Annotated in this window: 20 protein-coding genes; 14 read left to right on the top strand and 6 right to left on the bottom strand. The window is 62.1% G+C overall.

From position 1 onward, the window contains the following. Nucleotides 1-5: 5 nt before the first annotated feature. Nucleotides 6-410, top strand: a complete 405-nt coding sequence (locus Q0X23_RS01195; protein WP_297858595.1) for a thioesterase family protein — start codon at nt 6-8, stop codon at nt 408-410. A 120-nt stretch (nt 411-530) separates the two neighbouring features. On the opposite strand, the gene Q0X23_RS01200 is transcribed toward Q0X23_RS01195, so the two are convergent. Then, nucleotides 531-1,772, bottom strand: coding sequence for a S41 family peptidase (locus tag Q0X23_RS01200; protein WP_297858596.1), 1,242 nt, complete (start codon nt 1,770-1,772; stop codon nt 531-533). Between the two features lie 181 nt (nt 1,773-1,953). Next, a complete protein-coding gene (locus Q0X23_RS01205; RefSeq protein WP_297858597.1) occupies nt 1,954-2,673 on the bottom strand; it encodes a hypothetical protein in 720 nt (239 codons plus the stop codon). A gap of 102 nt (nt 2,674-2,775) precedes the next feature. Between Q0X23_RS01205 and Q0X23_RS01210 the strand changes: the two genes are divergently transcribed. From Q0X23_RS01210 to Q0X23_RS01220, 3 genes are all read left to right on the top strand, one after another. Next, nucleotides 2,776-4,284 carry a S10 family peptidase gene (locus Q0X23_RS01210; RefSeq protein ID WP_297858598.1) on the top strand — a complete coding sequence of 503 codons (1,509 nt, stop codon included), beginning with the start codon at nt 2,776-2,778 and terminating at the stop codon, nt 4,282-4,284. A 53-nt stretch (nt 4,285-4,337) separates the two neighbouring features. Then, nucleotides 4,338-4,931, top strand: a complete 594-nt coding sequence (locus tag Q0X23_RS01215; protein WP_297858599.1) for an MBL fold metallo-hydrolase — start codon at nt 4,338-4,340, stop codon at nt 4,929-4,931. Between the two features lie 77 nt (nt 4,932-5,008). Then, nucleotides 5,009-5,530 (top strand): DJ-1/PfpI family protein, encoded by a 522-nt coding sequence (locus Q0X23_RS01220; protein ID WP_297858600.1) that lies wholly within the window; start codon nt 5,009-5,011, stop codon nt 5,528-5,530. Between the two features lie 219 nt (nt 5,531-5,749). On the opposite strand, the gene Q0X23_RS01225 is transcribed toward Q0X23_RS01220, so the two are convergent. Continuing rightward, entirely contained in the window at nt 5,750-5,947 is a 198-nt protein-coding gene (locus Q0X23_RS01225) for a hypothetical protein (RefSeq protein WP_297858601.1), read from the bottom strand. A 112-nt stretch (nt 5,948-6,059) separates the two neighbouring features. Between Q0X23_RS01225 and ychF the strand changes: the two genes are divergently transcribed. After that, a complete protein-coding gene (gene ychF / locus Q0X23_RS01230; protein WP_297858602.1) occupies nt 6,060-7,178 on the top strand; it encodes a redox-regulated ATPase YchF in 1,119 nt (372 codons plus the stop codon). A gap of 87 nt (nt 7,179-7,265) precedes the next feature. Here the strand turns inward: ychF and surE are convergent, their stop codons facing one another. Further along, on the bottom strand, nt 7,266-8,000 hold the full coding sequence (gene surE, locus Q0X23_RS01235; protein WP_297858603.1) for a 5'/3'-nucleotidase SurE: 735 nt from the start codon (nt 7,998-8,000) through the stop codon (nt 7,266-7,268). Between the two features lie 121 nt (nt 8,001-8,121). Between surE and Q0X23_RS01240 the strand changes: the two genes are divergently transcribed. From Q0X23_RS01240 to Q0X23_RS01255, 4 genes are all read left to right on the top strand, one after another. Beyond that, nucleotides 8,122-8,841, top strand: a complete 720-nt coding sequence (locus tag Q0X23_RS01240) for a glycosyltransferase family 2 protein (RefSeq protein ID WP_297858604.1) — start codon at nt 8,122-8,124, stop codon at nt 8,839-8,841. Nucleotides 8,842-9,038: 197 nt separating this feature from the next. Then, nucleotides 9,039-10,001, top strand: coding sequence for an ABC transporter substrate-binding protein (locus tag Q0X23_RS01245; protein ID WP_297858605.1), 963 nt, complete (start codon nt 9,039-9,041; stop codon nt 9,999-10,001). Between the two features lie 239 nt (nt 10,002-10,240). Next, nucleotides 10,241-11,722: an iron ABC transporter permease gene (locus Q0X23_RS01250; protein ID WP_297858606.1), complete on the top strand. Its 1,482-nt coding sequence runs from the start codon at nt 10,241-10,243 to the stop codon at nt 11,720-11,722. Between the two features lie 120 nt (nt 11,723-11,842). Beyond that, a complete protein-coding gene (locus tag Q0X23_RS01255) occupies nt 11,843-12,823 on the top strand; it encodes an ABC transporter ATP-binding protein (protein WP_297858607.1) in 981 nt (326 codons plus the stop codon). Nucleotides 12,824-12,853: 30 nt separating this feature from the next. On the opposite strand, the gene Q0X23_RS01260 is transcribed toward Q0X23_RS01255, so the two are convergent. Next, nucleotides 12,854-14,737: a polyphosphate kinase gene (locus tag Q0X23_RS01260; protein ID WP_297858608.1), complete on the bottom strand. Its 1,884-nt coding sequence runs from the start codon at nt 14,735-14,737 to the stop codon at nt 12,854-12,856. A 400-nt stretch (nt 14,738-15,137) separates the two neighbouring features. On the opposite strand from Q0X23_RS01260, the gene Q0X23_RS01265 reads away from it, so the two are divergent. Further along, nucleotides 15,138-16,703: a Ppx/GppA phosphatase family protein gene (locus tag Q0X23_RS01265; protein WP_297858609.1), complete on the top strand. Its 1,566-nt coding sequence runs from the start codon at nt 15,138-15,140 to the stop codon at nt 16,701-16,703. Between the two features lie 2 nt (nt 16,704-16,705). Further along, nucleotides 16,706-17,179, top strand: a complete 474-nt coding sequence (sixA, locus tag Q0X23_RS01270; protein ID WP_297858610.1) for a phosphohistidine phosphatase SixA — start codon at nt 16,706-16,708, stop codon at nt 17,177-17,179. Between the two features lie 36 nt (nt 17,180-17,215). Here the strand turns inward: sixA and Q0X23_RS01275 are convergent, their stop codons facing one another. Next, nucleotides 17,216-18,205: a M48 family metallopeptidase gene (locus tag Q0X23_RS01275; RefSeq protein ID WP_297858611.1), complete on the bottom strand. Its 990-nt coding sequence runs from the start codon at nt 18,203-18,205 to the stop codon at nt 17,216-17,218. On the opposite strand from Q0X23_RS01275, the gene Q0X23_RS01280 reads away from it, so the two are divergent. The 3 genes from Q0X23_RS01280 (at nt 18,189) to thrS (ending at nt 23,543) form a co-directional block, all read left to right on the top strand. Next, a complete protein-coding gene (locus Q0X23_RS01280; protein WP_297858612.1) occupies nt 18,189-19,415 on the top strand; it encodes an MFS transporter in 1,227 nt (408 codons plus the stop codon). The two genes, Q0X23_RS01275 and Q0X23_RS01280, sit on opposite strands and share 17 nt — an antisense overlap. Before the next feature lie 177 nt (nt 19,416-19,592). Further along, nucleotides 19,593-20,831, top strand: coding sequence for an MFS transporter (locus Q0X23_RS01285; protein WP_297858613.1), 1,239 nt, complete (start codon nt 19,593-19,595; stop codon nt 20,829-20,831). A 753-nt stretch (nt 20,832-21,584) separates the two neighbouring features. After that, a complete protein-coding gene (thrS, locus tag Q0X23_RS01290) occupies nt 21,585-23,543 on the top strand; it encodes a threonine--tRNA ligase (RefSeq protein ID WP_297858614.1) in 1,959 nt (652 codons plus the stop codon). Nucleotides 23,544-23,579: the final 36 nt, after the last annotated feature.

The raw sequence follows: 23,579 nt of genomic DNA on the forward strand, positions 1-23,579 counted from the left end.
AGGGGATGAAGTTTCCGGTGCGCGTTCCTATCGAAGTGCGTTTTAGTGACCTGGACACCCTCAAACACGTCAACAATGCGGTTTATCTGACCTACGACGAGGTGGCGCGGGGCCACTATCTGCGCCGGGCGGGGGCTGCCATCGATGGCGGCAACTTTGTTATGGCCCGGGCCGAGGTGGATTACATCCGGCCCATCCTGTTTGCCGAGCCGGTGGAAATTGCCATCCGGGTCGAGAAGGTGGGCAACTCGAGCTTCCGTACCCTAAGCGAGACCTGGGCCAGCGGGGAGCTGGCCGCCCGCATCAAGGTGGTGGTGGTCTGGCTGGAAGACGGCAAACCCGCCCGCATCCCCGACTGGCTGCGCGAGGCCATCCGGGCTTTGGAAACCGAGCCGGTGGAGGGCTTGTAATCACAGCTGCCTCAAAACCCACCCGCTGCGCCCCCAGACGCAAGCAGCCAACCCGGGCGTCTGGTGTTGCACCTCTCTGCCCCCAACAGGGCACAGCCCTTTCAGCAATGCCATGGGAGATTACTCTTGCTCTATTCCTGTATTGACCTCCATCAGGAGCTCAACGGCTTTTTCCAGCATCAGGTCGCGGCCTTCGGCCAGGGCCTGAAAGTCGTCGGAAAAGCTCACGCTGGGGGTTACGCGGTCGGGGTAAAAGCTGCCGTCCTTGCGCTGGGCCCTCGAGGTGGTCACCTGCAGACCCGAGCCATCGCTCAGACGCAGGAAGATGGTGGCGGTGTTGCCCACCCCCGCGGTAGGCTGGCCAATTACCGGCGCCTGGCGGCCCTCCTGTAAGTCGAAGGTGAAGTATTCGGCGCACGAGGCGGTACGCTCGTTCACCAGCACCACCACCGGAGCTGTCCAGCGAACGGCCTGCACCTCGTACTGCGGGCGGTCGCGGCCTCCCGAGCGGAAGTAATAGTAGCCATCCTTGTAACCCTGCTCGCTGGCGCGCAGGTTATCCTGTAGACGCCGGTAGGTTTCCTCGACAAAAGCCCCCGCCCCCACCAGGCATTCGCTCAGCACACCGCCGCCGTTGTTGCGCAGGTCAATAACCATGCCTCTGGCCCCAGCCGCCTGGGCCTGGCGCACGAGTTCGTGAATGCGCGGCCCTACCTGCTGGTAACCGCTAAACGAGGGGATACGTAAAACCGCCACCCCGTCCGAACGCAGGCTGAGCGAGGGGAGTTGACGCAGGGAGATAATACGGGGTTGCACCTCCACCTCAAAGCGCTGCTGGGCCCTTTGGATGGTCAGGCGAATCGGCCCTCCTGTGCTCAGGCGCTCGCGCAGGAAGTTGTTGCGCTCCGCTTCGGCCTGGGGCAAAGCCTCGCCATTCACCGCCAGGATGCGATCCCCCCGGCGCAGCCCGGCTTCCTCGGCGGGGGTTCCAGTCATCACCTCCACCACCAGTAAGCCTTCCAGCCCCGGCACCACCTGAAGCTGCACCCCCAGTTGGGGGCGATTGCTGCTGCTTCCGGCCAGGCGCCGCTGGATTTCGGCGTAATCTTCGGGGGTGAAGTAGCGGGTGTGACGATCCCCAATTTCGGCTACCAGCGACCCGATCACCGTATAGGCTTTGTTGACCGGGCAGGCCACCTCCTGGGCACAGATTTTCTCGAGTTCTCCCTGGTATTTCTGCCGCAGTTCCTGCAACCTGACCTGAGAGAAGCCGCCGTAGTAGTCCGCCAGCAACCGGCTTACTTCGCCCAGCAAGTCCTGGGCAGGGCTGGCCAGCCCAAGCCCAGCCCATATAACCAACACGACCCCCCAAAGCCGCCTGTTTGCCACACATCATTATTGAGCGCCTAAAGATGAAATGTGGGTTATCTATATCACAACTTGCGCAGGCAATATGGGTTCGCTAAGTGCGTGTATTGAAGCCCGCTCCGCCCGAAAAGGGTCACAGGTCTCATGTCGCAGGTCACTTTAAGCTTTCGGCCCACTACGGCATCCGGAAGGTCTCGGGCCCAAACACCGGGTTGACCCGGGCTTCTTGCACCTTGACCTCGGCAAACAGGGTGCTATCGGCGTACAGGCGGGCCTGGAAAGGAATCTGGATGCCCGAGACCCGCCGCAGGTCGGCGTAGAGCACCGTCATTTGTCCCTGGCTGTTCTGGTAGCGCTCGGCGATAAGCTGGTGCTGGGCACTCACCAGATAGGTGGTCTTGCTGCCCTGGGTGCTGACCTCTATGGCGGTTCCTGTCCGGTCGCCAAAGGTGCGGCGCCCCAAGAGCCGGGCCTGCTCCCTTCCGCTGCCCCCCAGGCGCAGGCCGTACCAGGTCTGGAACAGTCCGCCACGTAGCTCCTGGGCCAGCTCGGGCTCGAGAGCCTTGCTCCCCGAGACCAGACTCCAGCTCTGTCCGCCAGCGGGGGTCACCTGGAGCACCTGAATGAGCCTGGAGCCGTCGCGGTACTCCACCCTGAGCCGCCTGGAAGGAAAATCTGCATACGAGACCACCGATAGCTGGTTTTCCGGTTGTGGCCCGGAAAAGGTGGTCAGGGTTGCGGTTTCCTGGTAGGTGCGTAGATTGGCCAGGGCCGGCCCGCCGTGGGCCAGGCGCATTTTTTCCAGCAACTGGGTGGCCTCCGGAGTCACCTGGGCCAGTCCCAGGGCGCATAGCGCCACTGCAAGCCCCAGCATGTACTTCCATCTCGGTATCATCCTGCCCAGGGTATCGCAGAATTCTGTATGCCAGATAAGGTCTGTCTGAGCGGTGCTGGCCTGGGCTTTGAGTTACCCTGCATGGGCATATAGTATGGCCCCATGCCGGAAGAAACCAAAACCACCGAGGCCAAACCCACGCCGCAAGACCAGCTCACCACCACCCAGCACAGCATCCGCATTAGAGGGAAGGAACTGCGCTACAGCGTAACCTGCGGAACTGTGGTGCTGCGCGAAGAATCGGAAAAGGACGGCACCGCCGAGGGACACAAACCCAAGGCTACGGTTTTTTTCGTGGCTTATACCAAAGAGGGCGTAAGCGACCGCAGCCAGCGACCCATCACCTTTTCCTTCAACGGAGGGCCGGGCTCGTCCTCGGTCTGGTTGCACCTGGGCCTTTTGGGCCCCAAACGGGTGGAGATGGGCGATGCCGGGGCCCTCACACCCCCGCCCTACCGGCTGGTAGACAACGAGCACACCCTGCTCGAGGCCAGCGACCTGGTCTTCATAGACCCCGTCGGCACGGGCTACAGCCGCATGGTGGAGGGCGAGAAAACCAGGGAGTACCACGGCTTCAAGCGCGACCTCGAGAGCGTGGGGGAGTTTATCCGCCTCTACACCCACCGCTACGGGCGCTGGATTAGCCCCAAGTACCTGATCGGCGAAAGCTACGGCACCACAAGAGCGGCGGGCCTCTCGGGCTATCTGCAAGAGCGGCATGGCATGTACCTGAACGGCCTTATGCTGGTCAGTAGCATTCTGGAGTTCTCCACCGCCCGCTTTGGCCCCGGCAACGACCTGCCGCACATCCTGTTCCTGCCCACCTTTAGCGCCACCGCCTGGTATCACGGCAAGCTATCCAAAGACCTTCAACAAAAGCCCCTCGAGGCCCTCCTGAAGGAGGTCGAGGCCTTTGCCGCAGGCGAGTACACCCTGGCCCTGATGCAGGGCAGCAGACTTTCTCCCACCGAGCAAAAGCGCATTGCCCAGAAGCTCGCCCGCTACACCGGCCTCTCGGAAGCCTACGTGCAGGCCTGCAATCTCAGACTGGAGATTTTCCGCTTTACCAAAGAGCTCCTGCGCGCTGAGCGCAAAACCGTGGGCCGGCTGGATAGCCGCTTTACCGGCACCGACCGCGACGCCGCCGGGCCTGCCTTCGAGTACGACCCCAGCTATGCGGCCATCCAGGGCCCCTACACCGCCACCCTGAACCATTATGTGCGTCAGGATCTGGGCTTCCAGAGCGACCTGCCCTACGAAATTTTGTCCAACCTGTACGAGAGCTGGAGCTACAAAGAGTTCGAGAATCAGTACCTGAACGTGGCCGAAACTCTGCGCAAGTCCATGAGCATGAACCCTTTTCTGCGGGTGTATGTGGGCAGCGGCTATTACGACCTGGCCACCCCCTACTTCGCCACCGACTACACCCTGAGTCACCTGAGCCTGGAGCCCCACCTGCAAAAAAACATCCAGGTACACTACTACCCCGCCGGCCATATGATGTACGTGCACCTGCCCTCGCTGGCCCGGCAAGCCGCCGACCTGAAGGCGTTCGTGCAAGGCCAGAGTCGCCCAGCGCCCAGGCAATCCAGGGCCAGGGTTAAACGGTAAAGCATGAAGATTATTCGCGCTGATTTCTATACTACAGGGCGCTCAACTCGATTATGGATACCCCGCCCGTTACCGTTGTCAATGTGGGCTATCGCTCCACCAACTACTGGGTAGTCGGTGCGGGCTCTTCTCGGCTGCTGGTAGACATCGGTTGGCCCGGAACCCTGGGAAACCTGAAGGCCAATCTGGCTAGGATGGGAATTCCCCTCCACGAGATTCGCTACACGCTGGCCACCCACTACCACATAGACCACGCCGGGCTGGCCGAGGAGCTCAAAAGGGAGGGGGTGCCTTTGCTGGTGCTCGAGGTACAGGTAGCCGCCATTCCCATCATGAAAACCTGGACAAAGCCGCAGGATCACTATGTCGAAATTACCGAAGAGGGCAACATCGTGCTCTCCTTTGAGCAAAGCCGCCACTTTCTGGGCCAGCTGGGCCTAGCCAGCGAAATCTTGCACACACCCGGCCACACCGACCACTGTGTTTCGCTCCTGCTGGATAACGGCGCTGCCTTCACCGGGGATCTTCCGGCAGAAGCCCTGGCGTTCGATAATCCCACCGCGCTGGCAAGCTGGAAACGCCTTCGAGAGAAGGGCGCCACCCGCGTCTACCCCGCCCATGGGCCCATAAGGGCCATCGGCGCATGACCAAACGAGCTTTGATTCGCCAGAGCGCTGTTCGGTAACAGCGCTAAAACTTTGCCCGGGATTGGTAGCATAGGGCCATGCGGATAGGGGTTTTGCTCACACCGGGTTTCCTCGAGGCCGAGGCGGCTTTGGTGCTGGAGGTAGCCCGGCTTTTGGGTTGGGAGGGCTTCACGCTGGCCCGGGGCCGCACCGCCCTGGAGGGCAGCGCAGGCGCGGTCTGGACGCCCCGGTACACCTTTGCCGCAAGGCCCGAAATGGACGTGCTGGTCATTCCTGGCGGTTCCCAGATGAGCAAACTGGGGCGCGATGCAGAACACCAGGACTGGTTGAGCGAAGTGTGGGATGGCCTGCGGGCGGTATTCGCGGGCGCCAATGGGGTACTTTTTTTGTGGGAGGCCGGACAGGTTTCGGGCCAAGTCACCGCCCACCCCATTGCCGAAGAAGCCCTGGCCCGAACCGCTTTGGAACGCTCTAGAGAACCTTACCGCTGGCAGGGCAAGGTGTGCACCACCAGGGGCTACCTGGCTCTGGCCGGAGCCCTGCTGGACTGGGCCGGGTTCGCCGAAGAAGCCAGGGCCCACCTGGGCTTGGGGAGTTGAACGCCCTCCAGACGCCCTTCTCGCTCCCTGAAGCCCCCTCGGGAAGCGCTCAGCCAACCTGTTGGCGACAATTCGTCCAGGGGCACTTGGGACATGAGAAACAAGGCATGTATCCAGCCTCAATTTGCAGGGCAGCATACCTTCTGTCCTGGGCTTTCATCGGCGAGAGGCCAGGATCCAGACGTTGGAGATGTCAGCCGAAAGCCCTACCTGCCAGGCTCACTGGGATGCGACATACAGCAGCACTGCCGTCGCCAGCCCAGCAATCACCCCCATCGCCAGCAAGGCCACCAGCACGTAGCTTTCATCGGTCAGGACATCGGCGGGCTTTTGGGGTAGGTTCTGGGTATCCAGGCCAAACTGCACCATCAGCAATACCGCTGCTACCGCCAGCATTAAAAGCAGCAACGTTGTCACAAACACCTCCTGAAGCCTGCCTGAAGCCTACCAAAGAGGGCTTGGGGCTTTTGCCTCTGCTCGGTTAGAATGGGGGCTTGTGCGCAGGCAAAGGCCTGCTTAAAGGAACCCCATGGCATCCCTAGGAGTCGGTATCGTCGGTCTTCCCAACGTGGGTAAATCCACGCTCTTCAACGCCATTACCAAAGCAGGCGCGCTGGCCGCCAACTACCCCTTTGCCACCATTGACAAAAACGTGGGGGTGGTCACCCTACCCGACCCGCGCCTCAATGCCCTGCAAAAGCTCTTCGTGAAGGGCGAGCGGGTGCCGCCCATCGTGTCCACCCACGTGGAGTTTGTGGACATTGCCGGGCTGGTGAAGGGGGCGCACAAGGGCGAGGGACTGGGCAACCAGTTTCTGGCCAATATCCGCGAGGTTGCGGCCATTGCTCACGTGGTGCGCTGCTTCGAAGACCCCAACGTGGTGCATGTAGCCGGCAAGGTAGACCCCCTGGACGACCTCGAGACCATCAACACTGAGCTGGCCCTGGCCGACCTCCAGACCATCGAGAAGCGCCTGGACAAGCTGCGCAAGTCGGCCAGGAGCGATAAGGACGATAAAGCCCTGCTGGAAATGCTGGAACCGCTCATGCAACACCTATCGCAGGGCCAGCCCATCCGAACCTATATGGGGGCCGAGCCGGAAATCTTGAGCAAGGCCGCCCGCGAGCTGGGCCTGCTCACCTACAAGCCCGTGATTTACGTGTGCAACGTGGCCGAGGAAGACCTGCCCGAGGGCGCCCAGAACCCCCACGTGCAAAAGGTGCGCGAGGCCGCCGCACGAGAAGGCGCCGATGTGGTGGTGGTCTCGGCCAAAATCGAGGCCGAGCTGGCCGAGCTGTCTGAGGAAGAAGCCCAGGAATACCTGCAAACACTGGGTTTAGCGGAGTCGGGGCTCAACCGGCTGGTGCGCACCGCCTATCACACCCTGGGCCTGCAGACCTTCTTTACCGCCGGCGAGAAAGAGGTGCGGGCCTGGACCATCCGCCAGGGCACCAAAGCCCCCCAGGCCGCCGGCGAGATTCATTCCGACCTCGAGCGGGGCTTTATCCGGGCCGAGGTGATCGAGTGGCACAAGTTGGTCGAAGCCGGGGGCTGGGCCCAGGCCAAGGAAAAGGGCTGGGTGCGCACCGAAGGCAAGGATTATGTGGTGCAAGACGGCGACGTGGTGCTAATTTTGTTCAACGTATAGCCAGCAGAACACGGAGGTATTGCCACTTGACTGGCCCATTGGCTACAGCACGTTTGAGCTAAGCGCTATAGGCCATGAGCAGCGGCTTCAGTCCGCCGAGGCCGCAAGCTGAAAAGCCCTGCTCAGTCGGGCTTCGTCGGTCAGATCCAGGCGCAGGGGCGTGAGGGCTATGAAGTTGTGGCCCACCGCCCAGCGGTCGGTGCCTTCCTCGGGTTCGTGGTCGGGGGTTGCAGCGAACCAGAAGTGCTCCCGGCCCATGGGGTCGGTGCCGGGCACAATCCGGCCCTCGTACAGGCGCACCGACTGGCGGGCCCACAGGATGCCCTTGGGTTTTGCGGGGAAGTTCACATTGATCAAAAAGGGCTTGGGCTCGCGTAGCAGGGCTTCCAGTACCCGCCCCACCCAGGGTTTGAGGGCCTCGAAGTCGGGCTCCCGGCCATTGATGGGGGCGCTAAAGGCAATGGCGGGGATACCCAGCAACGCAGCCTGCTTAGCCGCCGCCACGGTGCCCGAGTGCCAGATTTCGTTGCCCAGGTTGGAACCCAGATTAATGCCGGAAAGTACCAAATCTACCCTGTCCCAGTGGTGGGTGCCCAGGGCCACACAGTCGGCGGGCGTGCCGTTCACGCGGTAGGCCTCGAGGCCCCCCAGCGGCGTGGCTCGGTAGTGCAGGGGGCGGGATATGGTGATGGCATGGCCCATAGCGGACTGCTCCACATCGGGTGCAACCACCCGCACCTCGCCAAAGGCCGTGGCCACCTCGGCCAGCGCCAGAAGCCCAGGGCTGTAGATGCCATCGTCGTTGGTAACCAGAATTCGCATCGACTACCTCTCAAGGTGAAGCTTGGAGGCAGAGCGTCAGGACACGGTCAGCGAAGTCAGCCAAATGTCAGGCGGTGTACCAAGCAGGCTTGACAAAAGGGTTTTAATCTACAACCAAACCATGGTCAGCGTGCTGATTCCTACCTACAACCGGCCCCAGTTGTTGCTGCGGGCCCTGCGCTCGCTCCAGCTCCAGCTCTATCCCGATTGGGAAGCGGTGGTGATAGACGACGGCGACGGCGCGGGCGTCCTGGCTGCCCATAGCCTGCGCGACCCCCGCATCCTGGGAGTTCGCAACGAGGGGCGGGGGCAGGTTCATGCCCGCAACACCGGGCTGGCCCATGCCACCGGCTCAATAATTGCCCTCCTGGACGACGATGACTGGTGGCTCGACCCCACCCACCTGCACCGGGTAGTGCGGGCCCTCAAGGCGCAGGCCGGACTGGTCTACCGGGGCGGTTATCTGGTCGTGGAGCGCGATGGTCTGGAGCTCGAGCGCATCCCTTTCGATTTCAAGGCCAGCCCCCTCTCGCTTCGCACCGACAACCACCTGCTCGCCACCGGCGCGGCCTACCCTCGCATTTTTCACAACGAACTGGGCCCCTTCGACCCCGAGGTAGCCGACTACTGGGACTGGGACTGGTATCTGCGTGTGGTCTCGGCGGGCTATCCGCTCATTCAGCTTCCCGGCAGGGGGGTGGCAGTGGCCATGCACGGCGCCAACATGTCTTACGCCGCCCGCCAGGGGGAACGCCAGAAAAACCTCGATAAGCTCGCCAGCAAACACGGGCTGGGCAACCTGCAGCTCAAAGACCACCGCATCATCGCGGGTGCAGCCTAAACCTTCCACACAAAAAAGACCTGCAGACTGGCCCGAAACCCATGACTTGCGACAAGCGCCATGCTGCTCTTGTCCAAAAGACTACCGCTCAGCACGGCTTACCCGGGGCTTTAGTAGCCCAAGACCAAGTCCGTTCTGACAGCCGCCTGACAATGAGCAAGACACAATCTTATCAGGGAACCCTTACTGGAGGCTTCATGCGACGATTCTTTCTGGCTTCTCTGGTTACCTTAGGGCTGGCACTGGCCCAGCAACAAACCATCACCCTTTACACCTCGGAAGTCCTGACCAACGTCAACCCCATGATTGAGCTCTTCAAGCGGGCCAATCCGGGCATTAACGTGCAGGTCTTCCGCAGCGGCACCGGCGAGGTGATTACCCGCCTGCGGGCCGAGCTGGAAGCCAATAACCCCCAGGCCGACCTGTTGTGGGTAGCCGACGAGACTTTTTTCCGTGAGCTGGCCGCAGCCAACCGATTGCGCCCGGTGCGGGCTACGACCACGGGCTTTCCGGTCAAGTTTGCCTACCAGGGTGGGCGTTACTACGAGGTACGGCTCCTCTACAACGGTATTGCCGTGAACACCCGCAAGCTGGGCAACCTCCCCGAACCGCGCTCCTGGCGCGACCTCTTGAAGCCCGAGTACCGCGACCTGGTGGGCATGCCCAACCCCAACTTCTCCGGGGCCGCCCTCTCCACCCTGGGCACCTTCAGCCAGCGCTTTGGGTTTAGCTTCTTCGAGCAGCTCCAGCGCAACGGCCTTAGGGTCGAGCAGTCCAACCCCATCCTTCAGCAAAAGCTGGCCGAGGGACAGTATGGCATCGCCATCATCACCGACTTTGGCATCCGCGACCTGATCCGCCAGGGGGCACCACTCAAGGTGATCTACCCCCGCGACGGGGCCATTCTGGTGCCCACCCCCATCGGCATTCTGAGCAGCAGCCGGAACCCCGCGCTGGCCGAGCGCTTCCTGCGCTTTTTGCTCTCGCCCGAAGCCCAGGCCCTCTTTGCTCAGCAAGGCTATGTTCCCGTTATCGCTTCGGCCCCCCGCCCTGCTGGGGTGAGCGGGGAGGTGCTCTCGGTGCCCTCGGCAGCGGACTATATCCAGGCCAACCGGCAAACCCTGCTGACGCAGTTCAACACCCTCTTCAATCTGCGCTAGGGGGTTGTTAGAAGCCTAAAGCTACAGGCTCGAGGCTGAATACGAGGCGTTTGCGGTCTGTAGTCTGGGTAAGTTTAGCATCCGCATGACCGTCATGCTCGCCTCACTGCCAGTGGTCTGGTAATCAGGAAATCAGTATGCACTACGATCCCTATAAATGAGCCGCACATCGCAATTATGGGTAATCAACGTGCTTCAAAGCGCACCGCTAAACTTACCCGTGCACTAGGATAGCGCTGATGCTCCGGCGACAAGCCCTTATCACCCTGTTCTGGCTACTCCTCTCGCTGGGGGTAGCCATGCCGCTTCTTGTGCTGGCCTGGCGTGGGCTGGGCGACCTGGCCATTCTGCCCCGGGTGCTCGACCTGGCAGGGGTTTCGCTGCTGCTGGCACTGGTGGGCAGCCTCTTGTGCCTGGGGGTGGGGGGTGGGCTGGCCTGGCTGGCCTTCCGGGCGCGGCTGCAGCCGGGGTGGGATGCGCTGCTACTGCCCGCCTATCTGGTGCCGCCCTTTGTGGGAGCGCTGGGGTTTTTATACGCTTTGCAACTGGTGAACCTGCAACCTTATGGGGTGGGCGGCATCCTGCTGGCCTGGACAGCCCATTACGCTCCGGTAGCCTACCTGTTGCTGCGCCCCGCCCTGGAATCCAGGCTGGCCCCGCTGCTCATAGCCAGCGAGGTGCACGGCGTAACCGGTTGGAAGCGTATACGGGCGCTGGTGCCCCCCCTGTTTCCGGCGCTGGTGGCGGCTTTTGGTGCACTCTACCTGACCCTGCTGGGCAACTTCGGGGTTCCAGCGGTGCTGGGGCTGCCCGCCCAGGTCTACACGCTGCCCACCCTGGCCTATGCCCGGCTCTTCTCCCCCGCCAGCCCCGACCCCCTGGGCGAGGCGGCAGCCATTGGGCTGTTGTTGGGATTGCTGGCGGTTCCGGCCCTGCTGCTCGGGAGTCAACCGACCGGCGAACCCTCCCCCCGGCTTCTGCAACCCAGGCTGGGTCTGGCGGCCAGAATCGCTTTCGTCCTGTTCGCGCTGATAGCGGTGGTGTTTCCACTGGTGGGCCTGGCGCGCCGGGCCTTCTTCAACACCTTTACCGGCGCCTTTCAACCTGCTTTTGGGGCAGCCTGGGAGCTGCCGCTGGTGCGGCTGGGGCTCCTCAACTCGCTGCTGCTGGCCCTCCTGGCCACAGCTTTACTGCTGCTGCTGGGGCTGCTGCTGGCCCCCCAGCGCGGGGCCCTGAAGCGACTGCGACAGGTGCTGGACATGCACTACTTGTTGCCCGGAACTCTGCTGGCCATTGGCCTGATTCTGCTGCTGGCCCCCACCCCGGTCTATGCCACCCCCTGGATTCTGCTCCTGGCATACCTGCTCAACTTTGCCGCACTGATGCTGCGCTCGATGGAGGCGGGGCTGGAAAGCGGCATCGAGCGGCTGGTAGCGGTGGGCAAGCTGTTTGGCCTGCGGCATGGGTGGGCCTGGTGGAAGATTGGCTTCCCCCTGCTGCGGCCCTACCTGGCCGCCGGGGTGTTTTTGGTGCTGCCGCTGTGCCTGGCCGAACTCACGCTGTCGGCCATGCTGTACGCACCGGGGAGCGAGACCCTGGGGGTAGCGGTGCTGTCGGCGCTCAACGGCGGGCTCTTCCGCGAGGCTGCCGCCATCGGGCTGATGCTGATGGCCCTGTCGCTGCTGCTGCTGTTGGTACCGCGCCGGGGCGTGGTGGGCTAGGTTAGCTTGCGTACGAGTGTCTGTAGCAAGTAGCCCACGATTTTTTTGAACCATTTTTCGCTATCGGCCATAGACTATAGACCATTCGGCTATTCAGAGTTACCCCAGAGACTTCCATACATGTTGCGTTTGGAGAACATCACCAAAAACTTTGGCAAGGCGGGGGTGTCGGGTGCCAACCTGCACCTTTCGCCCGGCGAGATTGTGGCCGTACTGGGGGCCTCGGGCTCGGGCAAGACCACCCTGCTGAACCTGGTAGCGGGGCTGCTCGAGCCCGACACAGGGCGCATTTTCCTGGGTAACGAGGACGTGACCCGCCAACCTCCCGAGAAGCGCGGGCTGGCCTACGTGTTCCAGGATCATGCCCTGTGGCCCCACCTAAGCGCTCTAGATCACCTCCTGCTGGTGATGAAAACCCCCGACCGGGCCCTGGCCCATCACCTGCTGGGCCGGGTGGGACTGGGCGGGCTGGATGCCCGCAAACCCCACCAGCTCTCAGGGGGGCAGAAGCAGCGCGTGGCCCTGGCTCGAGCCCTGGCGGCCAGGCCGCGTTTGCTGTTGCTGGACGAGCCCTACTCGGCGCTCGACCCAGTGCTGCGCGAAGAGCTCCGGCTCGAGGTGGCCTCGCTCCTTCGAGCCGAACACGTGAGCGCCCTCCACGTCACCCACGACCCCGACGAGGCCCTGGCGGTGGCCGACCGGGTGGCGGTAATGGACGCCGGACGCATCGTGCAGGTAGATACCCCCACCCGGGTGTATACCCAGCCCCAAACCCTCGCGGCTGCTCGAGCCTTCGGGCGTTTGAACTTGCTCAAAGTACAGGTTCAGGCAGGACAAGTTCACCTGAACGGCCTGGCCTGGAGCGTTCAGGGTATGGAAAGCGGGCCGGGCCTGCTGGCCTTCCGCTACGAAGACCTGGTTCTGGCTACCGAAGGCCTGCCCGCGAAGGTGCTGGCGGTGTTCGGCGGGCGGGGCGAGCGGCTGTGCCGGGTGGATCTGGGGGTGGGAGAAGCGGTGGTCAAGCTGGATGCTGGGCTGGAGGAGCAGGTTCGGCTGACGCCGGCGAAGGCCTTGAGGGTATTTCCCACACCCCACAAATAATGCAGAGTGGCGGCCCGAAGGTGGCCGAGCTTACCCCAAGCGCTGCCCATCGCGCTTACCTCCCCAGCGTCGCTCCATTCCCTTCGGCGATAGCATAAAACTGTTGCGGTCGTCGGCGAGCTGGGCCTGCAGAATTTCCAGCACCTTGCGCTTGGCCCGCGCATCCAGAATGGGAAAAAAAAGCTCGTAGCGGCGGTCAAGATTGCGGGGCATCAGGTCGGTGCTCCCGGCCCAGACCCGCCACTTACCTTTGTTTTTGAAAGCAGCCACGCGGGCGTGCTCCAGAAAACGCCCCACCAGGCTCTTCACTTCCACCCCTTCCCAGAGCTTGGTCAGGGTACTGCGGATAATCAGGTGTACGCGGGCGCCGCGGTTCAGGGCCTCTTCCAGAGCTTGCAGGATGGGGGGATCGGTCAGGTGGTTGAACTTCAGGATAATCTCGCCCTTCTTGTGGGCCTCGGCCTGGATGCTCTCCAGGAGCAGGTCGCGGATGAAGGAGGCCGTCCGCAGGGTGGAAAGCACCGGGGCTTGCTGGTGCTCCAGGGCCTCAAAAAAAGCCCGCACGTCGGCGGTGAGGGCCGGGTGGGCAGTAAAGAGCGATAGGTCGGTATAAAGCCGCCCGTTGACGGGGTTGTAGTTGCCGGTACCCAGGTGTACATACTCGCTGCCCGCCCGGCGCACGTAGAGGGCCTTAGCGTGCACCTTTTTGCTTGGCAGGGGCAGCACCCGCACCCCGGCCCCGGCAAAACGCAGGCTCCACTCGAGGTTGGCCAGCTCGTCGAAGCGGGCCCGGCCCTCCAGAAGCACCGCCACATCCTTTCCGGCCTTCGCGGCCTCTATGAGCGACTGAGCAATACCGTTCTCGTCGCCAATGCGGTACAGGGTGGCCCGCAGGGCCTCCACCTTGGGGTCTCGCACAGCCATTTGCGCAAAGGCCTCCACCGCGGTGTAGTCCTCGAAGGGATGATAGAGCAGCAGATCGCGCCGGTTCAGGTAGCCGAAGGGATCTTTAGCGAAACCCTTGGGCTTCTGGCTGGCGATGGGTTTGAACTTCTCGGCTTCGGGCCCCTGTGCAACGATGGTGGTCACAAAGCTCAGGTCGAGGGGCGGGGGTAGCTGGAAAACCTCCGGGGGCTCCAGCCCCAGGGCCACCCGGAGGGTCTCGGCCCACAGGGGGGGGAAGTCTTCTTCAAGCTCGAGGTGGCTTACCTGGCCGTCCAGACGGGTCTCGAGGGCCTCGGGTAGTTCGTCCCAGTCGGCGCGCGAGCGGGCCAGTTGGGCCAGGCGAATCAGGCGAAACTCGTACAGCGGCAGCTTCTGGTTGCCGGGCAAAAACAGGTCGCTGCGCATGCGCACCAGGGCCCCCAGCCGCACATAGCCCCCCTCGCGCCCGGGCACCTCTAAGAGCCTGGGCACGCTCTCGGGCAGCCGGATCAGGTGCTGCAAGAGCCCCTCGCCGGAGGCAAAATACAGGGCCTGGCTGGCCAGTTCGGGCAGGGCTTCGGGCCGGATCAGGTCGGTCAGGGGGGCTACCTCCTCGGCCAGGTAGGCCCCGAAGTACTGCTTTTCGGCCTTGGTGAGCTGGGAGGGCTCCAGGATATGCAGGCCCAGTCCTACCAGGGCTTTGAGGAACTCGAGGTAAAGCTTCCCCGCCTCCTCGGCCTGATCCTGGGCTTCGTTCATCAGGGCCAGATAGCTCGGGCTGCCCCGCTCCTCGGCAAAGGCCCGTGAAATCCGGGCGGAAAAAAACTCGTCCAGGTTGGAAGCCCATATGGCTAGAAAGCGCAGCCGCTCCAGCAGCGGAAAATCGGGCCGCCGGGTCTGCTCCAGCACCCGCCGGTTGAACGAAAGCCAGCTCGCCTCCTGGGTGAGTTGGGTGGGAACAAAGCGCGGCGCCGGGGGTTTTTTGGGCATCGCCTCCAAGTGTTGGGCGGCCTTGTCAGGGAAGTGTAAAGTTTTCTTTTTGGCCTTTGGTTTCTTCACCCTGGCTCTGAGTCTATCGCGCCACCCGAGGACAAAGCTAGGGAAGGCTGTTTCTGTTTCACTGAAGCTCGCCAAGAGGCCATAACGCCAGCATGGGCACAGCGACCCCTACAGGAAACCACGGCGCTTCCGTTGAGGGACACCCTGCCCTGCCGCACACCGGCCCTTACGTCGCCCTGACGCTTCGGAACCATACTCATACCAGATTCGGTTAGTTCGTCACCGAAGGGTGACGAACTAACCCGACCGAAGGGAGTGCTCTAGGATTCAAAAAGACGACCTATGGGTTTTTGGTTTTTTGAACTGTCTTTTTTGAATCCGGTATCAGAAGATGATGCCAGCCCTGACAGAACTTGAGCCTCCAGCGCTAAGGCTCTACGATGGGGCGGTGCAACGCCTGGGCATCGTGGATCTGGGGTCGGGAACAGCGCGGCTGGTGGTGTATGTTTATGAGCCAGGTAAGCACTTCCGGTTGGTAGACGAGATTCGGGAAACCGTGCGGCTGGGTGAGGGGCTGGCCACCCAGGGCCGCCTGAGCAAAAGCGGAATGCAGCGGGCTTTATCGGCCCTCAAACTCTACGCCGACTTCGCCCAGGCCACCGACCTGGACGATTTACGGGTCATTGCCACCAGCGCCAGCCGCGACGCCGAGAACGGCGCGGAGTTCATGCGCGAGGTACGCAAGCTGGGGCTTCAGGTGCAGGTGCTCTCCGGAGAGGACGAGGCCCGCTACGGGGTGCTGGCGGTAGCCAACTCGTTCACCTTTGAAGACGCCTGGGTGATGGATCTGGGCGGGGGCAGCGCCCAGCTCTCGCGCATGGAGGGCCGCCAGTACCAGGAGGGCCGGGCCTATCCGCTGGGGGCAGTGCGGCTCACCGAACTGTTCTTGAAGTCCAACCCGCCCAAGAAGGGCGAGATCGAAGACCTCGAGCGCTTCGTGCGCAAGGAGATGAAAGCGGTGCTGGCCCAGTTACGCGAGCATCCCTTGCCCCTGGTGGCGATGGGCGGCACGGTGCGCAACCTGGCCAAGCTGGCCCAGCGGCGCAGGGACTACCCCCTCGACCTGGTCCACGGCTACTATCTTTCACGCGAGGCGCTCGAGGAGGTGGTGGGGCTTCTGGCTCAGCGCACCACCGAGCAACGGCGGCAGCTCGAGGGCCTCCAGGCCGACCGGGCCGATGTGATTGTGGCCGGGGGGCTGGTCTACCGTGCGGTGCTGCGCGAAGGGGGCCTCGAGGGGCTGTGGATTTCCGGCCAGGGGGTGCGCGAAGGGGCCTTCTACCGCGAGTTTCTGCCCGCCCCCCACCTGCTAAGCGACGTGCGCGGCTTCTACGTGCGTAACCTTTTTGCCCGCTACCCCCAGGACTTTGGCCACACCGCCCGGGTACGCCACTTCTGCCGCTTGCTCTTTCGCCTGCTGGCCCCGCTGCACGGCTATGGCCAGGCCGAAGAGCAACTCCTGGACGAGGCCGCCTTGTTGCACGACATCGGCATGAGCGTGGGTTACTACGACCACCACAAGCACGGCGAGTACCTGGTGATGAGCGCAGCCATCCCCGGCCTGACCCACCGCGAGCAGGTTTTGCTGGGGCTCCTGGTGCGCTACCACCGCAAGGGCGAGCCCCGACCGGGGGCCTACCGCTCGGTGTTGCAGGAGGGCGACAACAAACGCTTGTTGCGTCTGGCAACGCTTTTACGGATCAGCGAGTACCTCGAGCGCAGCCGGGTTGGGCGGGTCGAGGGCCTGGAAGTAGAGATCGGCCCCAAACAGGTGCGCCTGACCCTGCTGGCCCAGGAAGAACCCTGGGTAGAGATGTCTGAAACGCGCAAGCAGGCCAAGTTATTCCAGCAAGCCTTCGGGTACGAGCTGTTGGTAGAATGGAAGCAGAAGGATTGAGTGTGCAACTTTATCTCATACGCCATGCCATCGCCCTCGACGCAGCGCCGGGCCAACCCGACGAGGCCCGCCCGCTCTCCCAGGATGGCATCCAAAAGTTTATCGGGGTAGCGCGGGGACTAAAGCGCCTGGGGGTTCGCCTGGATCGGCTCTACCACAGCCCCAGGCTGCGTGCGGTGCAAACAGCAGAGCTCTTGGTTCCGCTGCTGGATGGCGAAACCGAGGTAACCCCTTACCTGGCCGCCGAGCCCGGCCCTGAACTTCTCCAGACCCTGCAGGGAAACTCGGTTGCGCTGGTAGGGCACGAGCCCTGGATAAGCGACTTGTGCGCCTGGCTTCTGTACGGGCGCCGGGGTGGTGCAGCATTTCCCTTCAAGAAAGGGGGCGTAGCCCATCTGGAAGGCACGCCCAAACCCGGCCAGATGAAGCTGCTGGGCTTCTGGTCGCCCAGGCTCCTGCGCCGTTTGGGGGAGTAACACCCGGCAGGAACATCGAGCCTGGTCAGCCCACAGTTAGGCGCGCTCGAGCCGGAAAGGGGTTCTCTGGCCGGCCTGGGCAATCTCACGGGCCTCCCCCGGCACCCAGGAGAGCCCCAGCGCGGCCCGATAAGCCCGAAGCGCTTTATCGCGCTGGCCCATCACATCGGCCAACTGTCCGTAGCGGGCCAGGGCATAGCCCGGCAGGTAGGCGGGGTGTTGAAAATCGGTGTGAACCAGCTCTTCCAATAGTTCGAAGGCATCCTCGAGCTGGCCCGCCGCCAGGTAGATTTGCGCCGCACAGTACAAGGCCTCCGGGCCTTCTACATCGCGCAACTGCTGCAACAAAACCGCCCAGTCGTCCGCGTCGCTCAGTTGCCAGGCCCGATCCAGCACGCTGCGCTGGCGCTCTGGCTCGGTGGGGGTATGGGCCCCGGGTAGCTGGCGCTGCTCCTGCGGAAGGTACTCCAGAAGCAGGGGATACTCGAGCACATCCACCAGCACCACTGCACAACCCCCAAAACCACGCAAGCGCTCGGCCACCTCTGCCATGCGCTGCCGGCGGAAGCCGGTGGCGGGCCCTTCGCCAAAAGCCTGCACATGGCCCTGGTGGTAGCCCCGGAGTGCTTGCAATACCGGCTCCTGGGCGAAATCCTCCGGAGTGCGGGGGGTACTCACCACCCAATGCAGGCCCTGCTCGAGCGCCTCTACCTTGCTCAGCAGTTGCTGGCCTTTGGGATACTGGCGCAGGGCTTCGCGAAATAGTTCGGCTTCAGTTTTGAGCCCCGACTGAGCATCCAGGGGCTCTACCTCGAGGCCCGCACTTTCGGCCCAGGGCAAAACATGAAAGAATGAGATCTCGTTCTGGTCGCGCCAGCGCTGCGCTGCCAGTTCTTCGGGGCCATATGAGGCCAGGAATATCTTCTCGGGCTGGTGTGCTCTGACCAGCTCTGCTACCGTCACCCCGTTGTAGCGCGGGTGCAGAATGTGAAAGGGGCCCAGCGTAGGAATGACCAAGACCGACACGCCCGGTATTCTAGACCTCAAAGACCGCAACTACCGTTTTGCAATGCTCAATGGCTGGTTTGTGCTGTTGGGCGATGCTTTTTTTAATGGCTCCATCGTGCTGGCTTCCTTCGCCGCCAAGCTAGGGGCAGCCAACTGGGTGATTGGGCTGATGCCGGCCCTGCTCAACGCCGGCTCCATGGTGCCGCAGGTCTTCATAGCTCCTTATGTGGCCCGCTTGCCGGTCAAGGTGGTGCTCTACCGCCAGATGGCCTTACTGCGCATAGCCAGCCTGGGTATTGTGGCCCTGGGTGGGTTTGTTCTGGGGCAGCGCCCCGACCTGCTGCTGTGGGTGTTTGTGGCGGGCCTGGCCCTCAACGGATTTTTTACCGGGTTTTCGAGCCTCCCTTTCTGGGAGACCATCGGCAAAACCATCCCCATGGAGCGCCGCAGCGGGCTATTTTCGGCCCGCAACCTGGTAGGGGGTGCGCTGGCCTTTCTGGCGGGCTTTCTGGTGCGCTTCATTCTGGAACTGCCGTTGGCATTCCCCTACCCCTATGCCATTCTGTTTGCGCTGGGCACCCTGGCCTTTGCCTATGGCTGGCATGTCTTTGGTCTGATAGACGAACCGCCCGACAAAGAAATCCGCACCGAGCGCATCTCGCTCAGCCTGCCCTTCCGCGACTTCTACTTTCGCCGCTTCTTACGGGTGCGCATCTTGCTGGTAATGGCCAGCATGGTTGAACCCTTCTACGCAGCCTATGCGGTGCGGGTACTGGGCCACAAGGGCGAGATTGGGTTATACCTGATGGTTTATACGCTATCCTCAGTGCTCTCCAACCTGCTCTGGGTACGAATTTCCCGGCGCTACGGCTCGCGCAGTCTGATCCTGATTGGCGCAGCGCTGGGCGCCCTGGCCCCCCTTCTGGCGCTGTTGCTGCCCAGTTCGGCTTTCTGGATGGTGTTCGTGCTCCAGGGGGCTTATCTGGCCTCCATTGGGGTGGGCACCTCCACCTATCTGGTAAACCTGGCCCCCACCGACGCCCGCAGCTCGTACATTGGCCTATCCAACACCATCGTGGGCCTGTTGGCCTTTTCTCCGGTGCTGGGAGGCTTGCTGGCCGACCGCGTGGGGTATGTGGGGCCGATGATGGTAGCGACCATCTGCTATGCCTGGGCCCTGTATGCGGGCCGTCGCTTGAAGCTGCTCGAGGGGGTACAGCCGCGCTAAGTAACGCGCAGCCACGATGCCGATAGAAACCAGCCAAAAGCCCATACAGCATGGAGGCCTGCAACCATGCTCAGGCCTCCATCTAAAGTGCCCCGCTTCTCGTGCACCAGAACCACTCCACAGCCGAGGTTAAACCTTGGACAATGCTCTGGTTTGACATATGATTTGCGGGTCACGATGAAGCCCAACCCAGGCATTCCGGCTAGATTTCGCAATCTATTGTGGGGGCAGAGCAGCGTCACCTTTGGAGCAGTGGTGCTGGAAGTAGCCCTGCCGCTGCTGGCTGCGGTCACCCTGAACGCCAGCCCTGCCCAGATGGGTCTGCTGGCAACCCTGCAAACCCTGCCCTGGCTGGTCATTACCCTGTTTGCGGGGGTCTGGATAGACCAGGGTTCGCCCAAGCGCATCATGACCTGGGCCAACTATGGGCGGGGTGTCTTGCTGCTGAGCATCCCGCTGGCCGGGTGGCTGGGCTGGCTTAGCATCGAGTGGTTGTGGGTGGTGGCTTTTGCCTATGGCATGCTGCGGGTGTTCTTCGAACTTTCGGTAAGCGCTTTCCTACCCAGCATTGCCGAGCGCGAGCAACTCGTGGCAGCCAATAGCCAGCTCGAGAGCAGCCGCCAGGTTGCTACCGTCGCGGGGCCTGGGGTGGCTGGTTTGCTGGTACAGGCGGTTGGGGCGCCCCTCACCGTTTTGCTCAATGCCCTGTTGTACTGGGTCTCGGCTTTTCTGATCAACCGCATTCCCAGCAGCGAGACACAGAAAGTCCGCAGCCCCAAGCTAATCTTCAGCGAGATCGGCGAGGGCCTGCGGCTGGTCTTTTCCGACGCCTATCTGCGTGCGCTGGTGCTGTCCAGCGCCACCTTTAACCTGCATATCGGAATGCTGGCAGGCCTTCAGATTCTTTTCCTGGACCGGGTCTTGGAAATACCCCCGGCCTGGATTGGCGTCATCTTTGGTGTGGTGGGGCTGGGTGCGCTTATCGGTGCCCTTACCGCATCTGGTTTTACCGCCTGGCTGGGCACCGGCGGGATCATCATCCGAATGCAGCTGATCTCCTCGCTCACCGGGGTAGCCTTCGCCCTGGTGCTGGCCCCGCCCCTCGTGGCCGCCGTCCTGGTCAGCCTGATTCTGTTCATAAAAGCGGTTTCCACGGTAGTGCGCAATGTCAACGCGGTGAGCATTCGCCAGGCCCGAACCCCCAGGCACTTGCTCGGACGGGTTGGTGGCACCAGCCAGTTTGTGGGCATTGGGCTGGGTTCGCTGGGGGGCATTCTGGGCGGGTTGCTGGCCGAATGGCTGGGCATCCGCGAGGCCACGTTCATCGCTGGGCTGATTGCCATGTTTTCCTTCACCTGGCTGTTCTTCTCCCCCATTCGCAACCTGAAGGATCTGCCAGAACCCCTCGAGGGTTAACCTTGGAAAAAGATGCAAAAAACGTGGAGGGCGTAACGCCCTCCGTAACACTGTAGCTTTTAGCCGAGTGGTAGATTTAGCCGTTCCAGATGAGGATTTTGCGAGCAGCTTTTTTCATGATTTTCCTCCTGGGTGTAACGATACTTGAACAAGTAACGGTTGTAAACCCCTTGACAAAATGTCAAGTTTGTGCTTTCTAATAAATAAACTTAATTTATACTGAGTATAAATATTCATTCTGCCCACTTGGATTTCCCGCTAAAGCGATAAAACCGCTGTTTCCTACGGCAGCCTCTTCAAAAAGTTATACTGAGTTTACTTTTAGCCCTAACCATGGACCATTAAGAATTGAAGCCTCCTCGAGCCCCCCTTCCCGCTAAAACTGCCCGGGCAGGGCAAAAACACAGGCTCGAGTAAGGATTAACCATCCCTGCCAGACCCAAGGAAACGAGTGGGGCTCTATCGAGAACAACTCATTCATGGACACACAAGACATGACCGAGAATGGTGCACATAAACCCCTCTCCCGCTGTAAGAGGGGTGGGGGTAAGGGAAATGGCTCGAGCGGGGTCAACAGGCTTTTGCGGTATCTTCGGGAAGTCTGCGATTTGACTCCCACTCCGCGCAGACGTACACTTCTAGGCAAGATGAGGTCTCGGCAGACTACCAGACCTAGGGGGAACTTCTAGCCTGAGGGCGATGGAGGTTCTCCCGGCTCGCGGTTAAAGGGCCGGGATTTTTTTTGAGGTGACTATGCACGCAGTACTTCCCGACGGAAAAAAGCTGGATCTAAAACCGGGCGCAACCGCAGCCGATGCCGCCAAAGCCATTGGCCCTGGCCTGGCTAAAGCCGCAATTGGGGCCATCGCCAACGGCGAACTCTACGACCTGCTCAAACCACTGCCCGAAGGAGCCGAACTCCGCATTCTGACCGAGCGCGACCCCGAGTATGTGCAGCTTTTCCGCCATACCCTGGCCCACGTGATGGCCCAGGCCGTGCGCGAGCTGTACACCGAGCGAGGTTATGCGCCAGAGCAGGTCAAGCTGGCCATCGGGCCGGTGATCGAAAACGGCTTTTATTACGACATGGACGCCCCCGAGCCCCTCCGCGAAGAGGACTTGCCGCTAATCGAGGAGAAAATGCGGCGGATTGTGGCGGCCAATCTCCCCCTAAAGCGCTTTGTGCTCCCACGCGAGGAGGCCCTGAAGCGCTACGCTGGCATTGACCCCTACAAGACCGAGCTGATTCAAGACCTGCCCGAAAATGAGGAGCTGAGCTTTTACAAGCAAGGCGACGAGCAGTTTGGCTTTACCGACCTGTGCCGGGGGCCGCACGTGCCGAGTACGGGTCGCATTCCCCCGCACTTCAAGCTTACTGGCATTGCCGGGGCCTACTGGCGGGGCGACAGCAGCCGACCCATGCTCCAGCGCATCTACGGCATTGCCTTCCGTACCAGGGAGGAACTAGAACACTACCTCTGGCAGCAGGAGGAGGCCAAGCGCCGCGACCACCGCCGGCTGGGGCAGGAGCTCGAGCTCTTTACCATCAGCGAGGAGGTGGGCAAGGGCCTGCCGCTTTGGTTGCCCCGGGGCGCTTTTATCCGCAAGCAGATGGAAGACTACATGTACCAGAAGGAGCAGGCCCACGGCTACCATTATGTGTACACGCCGCACATCGCCAACGCCCGGCTTTACTACACCTCGGGCCACCTGCCCTACTACAAAGACGACATGTACGCCCCCATCGAGATAGAGGGCGAGGAATACTACCTCAAGCCCATGAACTGCCCTCACCACCACATGATTTACAAAGCCCGGCCCAAAAGCTACCGCGATCTGCCGCTGCGGCTGGCCGAGTTTGGTACGGTGTATCGCTTCGAGCTTTCGGGCACCCTGAGTGGCCTCACCCGGGCTCGAGGCTTCACCCAGAACGACGCCCACATCTACTGCTCGAGGGCCCAGGTCACCGAGGAGTTCATCCGGGTGATTCAACTTTTCGACGAGGTGTACCGCGACTTTGGCATCTCGGACTACTGGTTCCGCCTCTCGCTCCCCGACTTCGAACACAACCCCGAAAAGTTTGGCGAGGAAAACGACAACTGGCGCGACTCCATTAAGGCCATCCGGGCAGCCCTGGAGCAAACCGGGGCCAAGTACGTGGAGGGCATCGGCGAGGCCACCTTCTATGGCCCCAAGCTGGACGTGCAGATTCGCAGCGTGCTGGGCAAGGAAGACACCATCGCCACCAACCAGCTCGACTTTATCGTGCCTGAGCGCTTTGGCCTCGAGTTCACCAACGAAAAGGGCGAAAAAGAGACCCCGGTGGTGATTCACCGGGCCATTATGGGCAGCTTCGATCGCTTCTTTGCCTTCTACCTCGAGCACACCGCCGGCGACTTCCCCCTGTGGCTCTCCCCCATCCAGGCCGTTATTGTGCCCATCTCGGACCGACACCTCGAGTATGCCCACCAGATAGCCGCCCAGATGAGAAAAAACAAACTGCGCGTAGAGGTAGATAGTCGCCCCGAGCGCATGAACGCCAAAATCCGCGACGCCGAGTTGCAAAAGATCCCCCTAATCCTGGTGGTGGGCGACAAGGAGGCCGAGGCCAGCGCGGTTAACGTGCGCGAGCGGCACGTGAAGGAGCAGCGGACGCTGGCGGTGGGGGTGCTGATTGAAGAGATGAAGGCGCGGGTGGAAGCAAGGCGCTAGTGCACGGGCAACTTGTTTTGCAGCATGTTTTGAAGC

Origin of the sequence: Meiothermus sp. (genome assembly GCF_026004115.1) — a bacterium.
In the GTDB taxonomy this organism is placed as follows: domain Bacteria; phylum Deinococcota; class Deinococci; order Deinococcales; family Thermaceae; genus Meiothermus.

Bases quoted from the DNA above. Each gene is read 5' to 3' on its own strand.
- Q0X23_RS01255 (WP_297858607.1), top strand. From the start codon at position 11,843: ATGTTGCGTTTGGAGAACATCACCAAAAACTTTGGCAAGGCGGGGGTG.
- Q0X23_RS01265 (WP_297858609.1), top strand. From the start codon at position 15,138: ATGATGCCAGCCCTGACAGAACTTGAGCCTCCAGCGCTAAGGCTCTAC.
- Q0X23_RS01195 (WP_297858595.1), top strand. From the start codon at position 6: ATGAAGTTTCCGGTGCGCGTTCCTATCGAAGTGCGTTTTAGTGACCTG.
- Q0X23_RS01260 (WP_297858608.1), bottom strand. From the start codon at position 14,737: ATGCCCAAAAAACCCCCGGCGCCGCGCTTTGTTCCCACCCAACTCACC.
- Q0X23_RS01220 (WP_297858600.1), top strand. From the start codon at position 5,009: ATGCGGATAGGGGTTTTGCTCACACCGGGTTTCCTCGAGGCCGAGGCG.
- Q0X23_RS01280 (WP_297858612.1), top strand. From the start codon at position 18,189: ATGACCAAGACCGACACGCCCGGTATTCTAGACCTCAAAGACCGCAAC.
- Q0X23_RS01245 (WP_297858605.1), top strand. From the start codon at position 9,039: ATGCGACGATTCTTTCTGGCTTCTCTGGTTACCTTAGGGCTGGCACTG.
- Q0X23_RS01285 (WP_297858613.1), top strand. From the start codon at position 19,593: ATGAAGCCCAACCCAGGCATTCCGGCTAGATTTCGCAATCTATTGTGG.
- ychF (WP_297858602.1), top strand. From the start codon at position 6,060: ATGGCATCCCTAGGAGTCGGTATCGTCGGTCTTCCCAACGTGGGTAAA.
- Q0X23_RS01215 (WP_297858599.1), top strand. From the start codon at position 4,338: ATGGATACCCCGCCCGTTACCGTTGTCAATGTGGGCTATCGCTCCACC.
- Q0X23_RS01250 (WP_297858606.1), top strand. From the start codon at position 10,241: ATGCTCCGGCGACAAGCCCTTATCACCCTGTTCTGGCTACTCCTCTCG.
- Q0X23_RS01205 (WP_297858597.1), bottom strand. From the start codon at position 2,673: ATGATACCGAGATGGAAGTACATGCTGGGGCTTGCAGTGGCGCTATGC.
- Q0X23_RS01210 (WP_297858598.1), top strand. From the start codon at position 2,776: ATGCCGGAAGAAACCAAAACCACCGAGGCCAAACCCACGCCGCAAGAC.
- Q0X23_RS01240 (WP_297858604.1), top strand. From the start codon at position 8,122: ATGGTCAGCGTGCTGATTCCTACCTACAACCGGCCCCAGTTGTTGCTG.
- surE (WP_297858603.1), bottom strand. From the start codon at position 8,000: ATGCGAATTCTGGTTACCAACGACGATGGCATCTACAGCCCTGGGCTT.
- thrS (WP_297858614.1), top strand. From the start codon at position 21,585: ATGCACGCAGTACTTCCCGACGGAAAAAAGCTGGATCTAAAACCGGGC.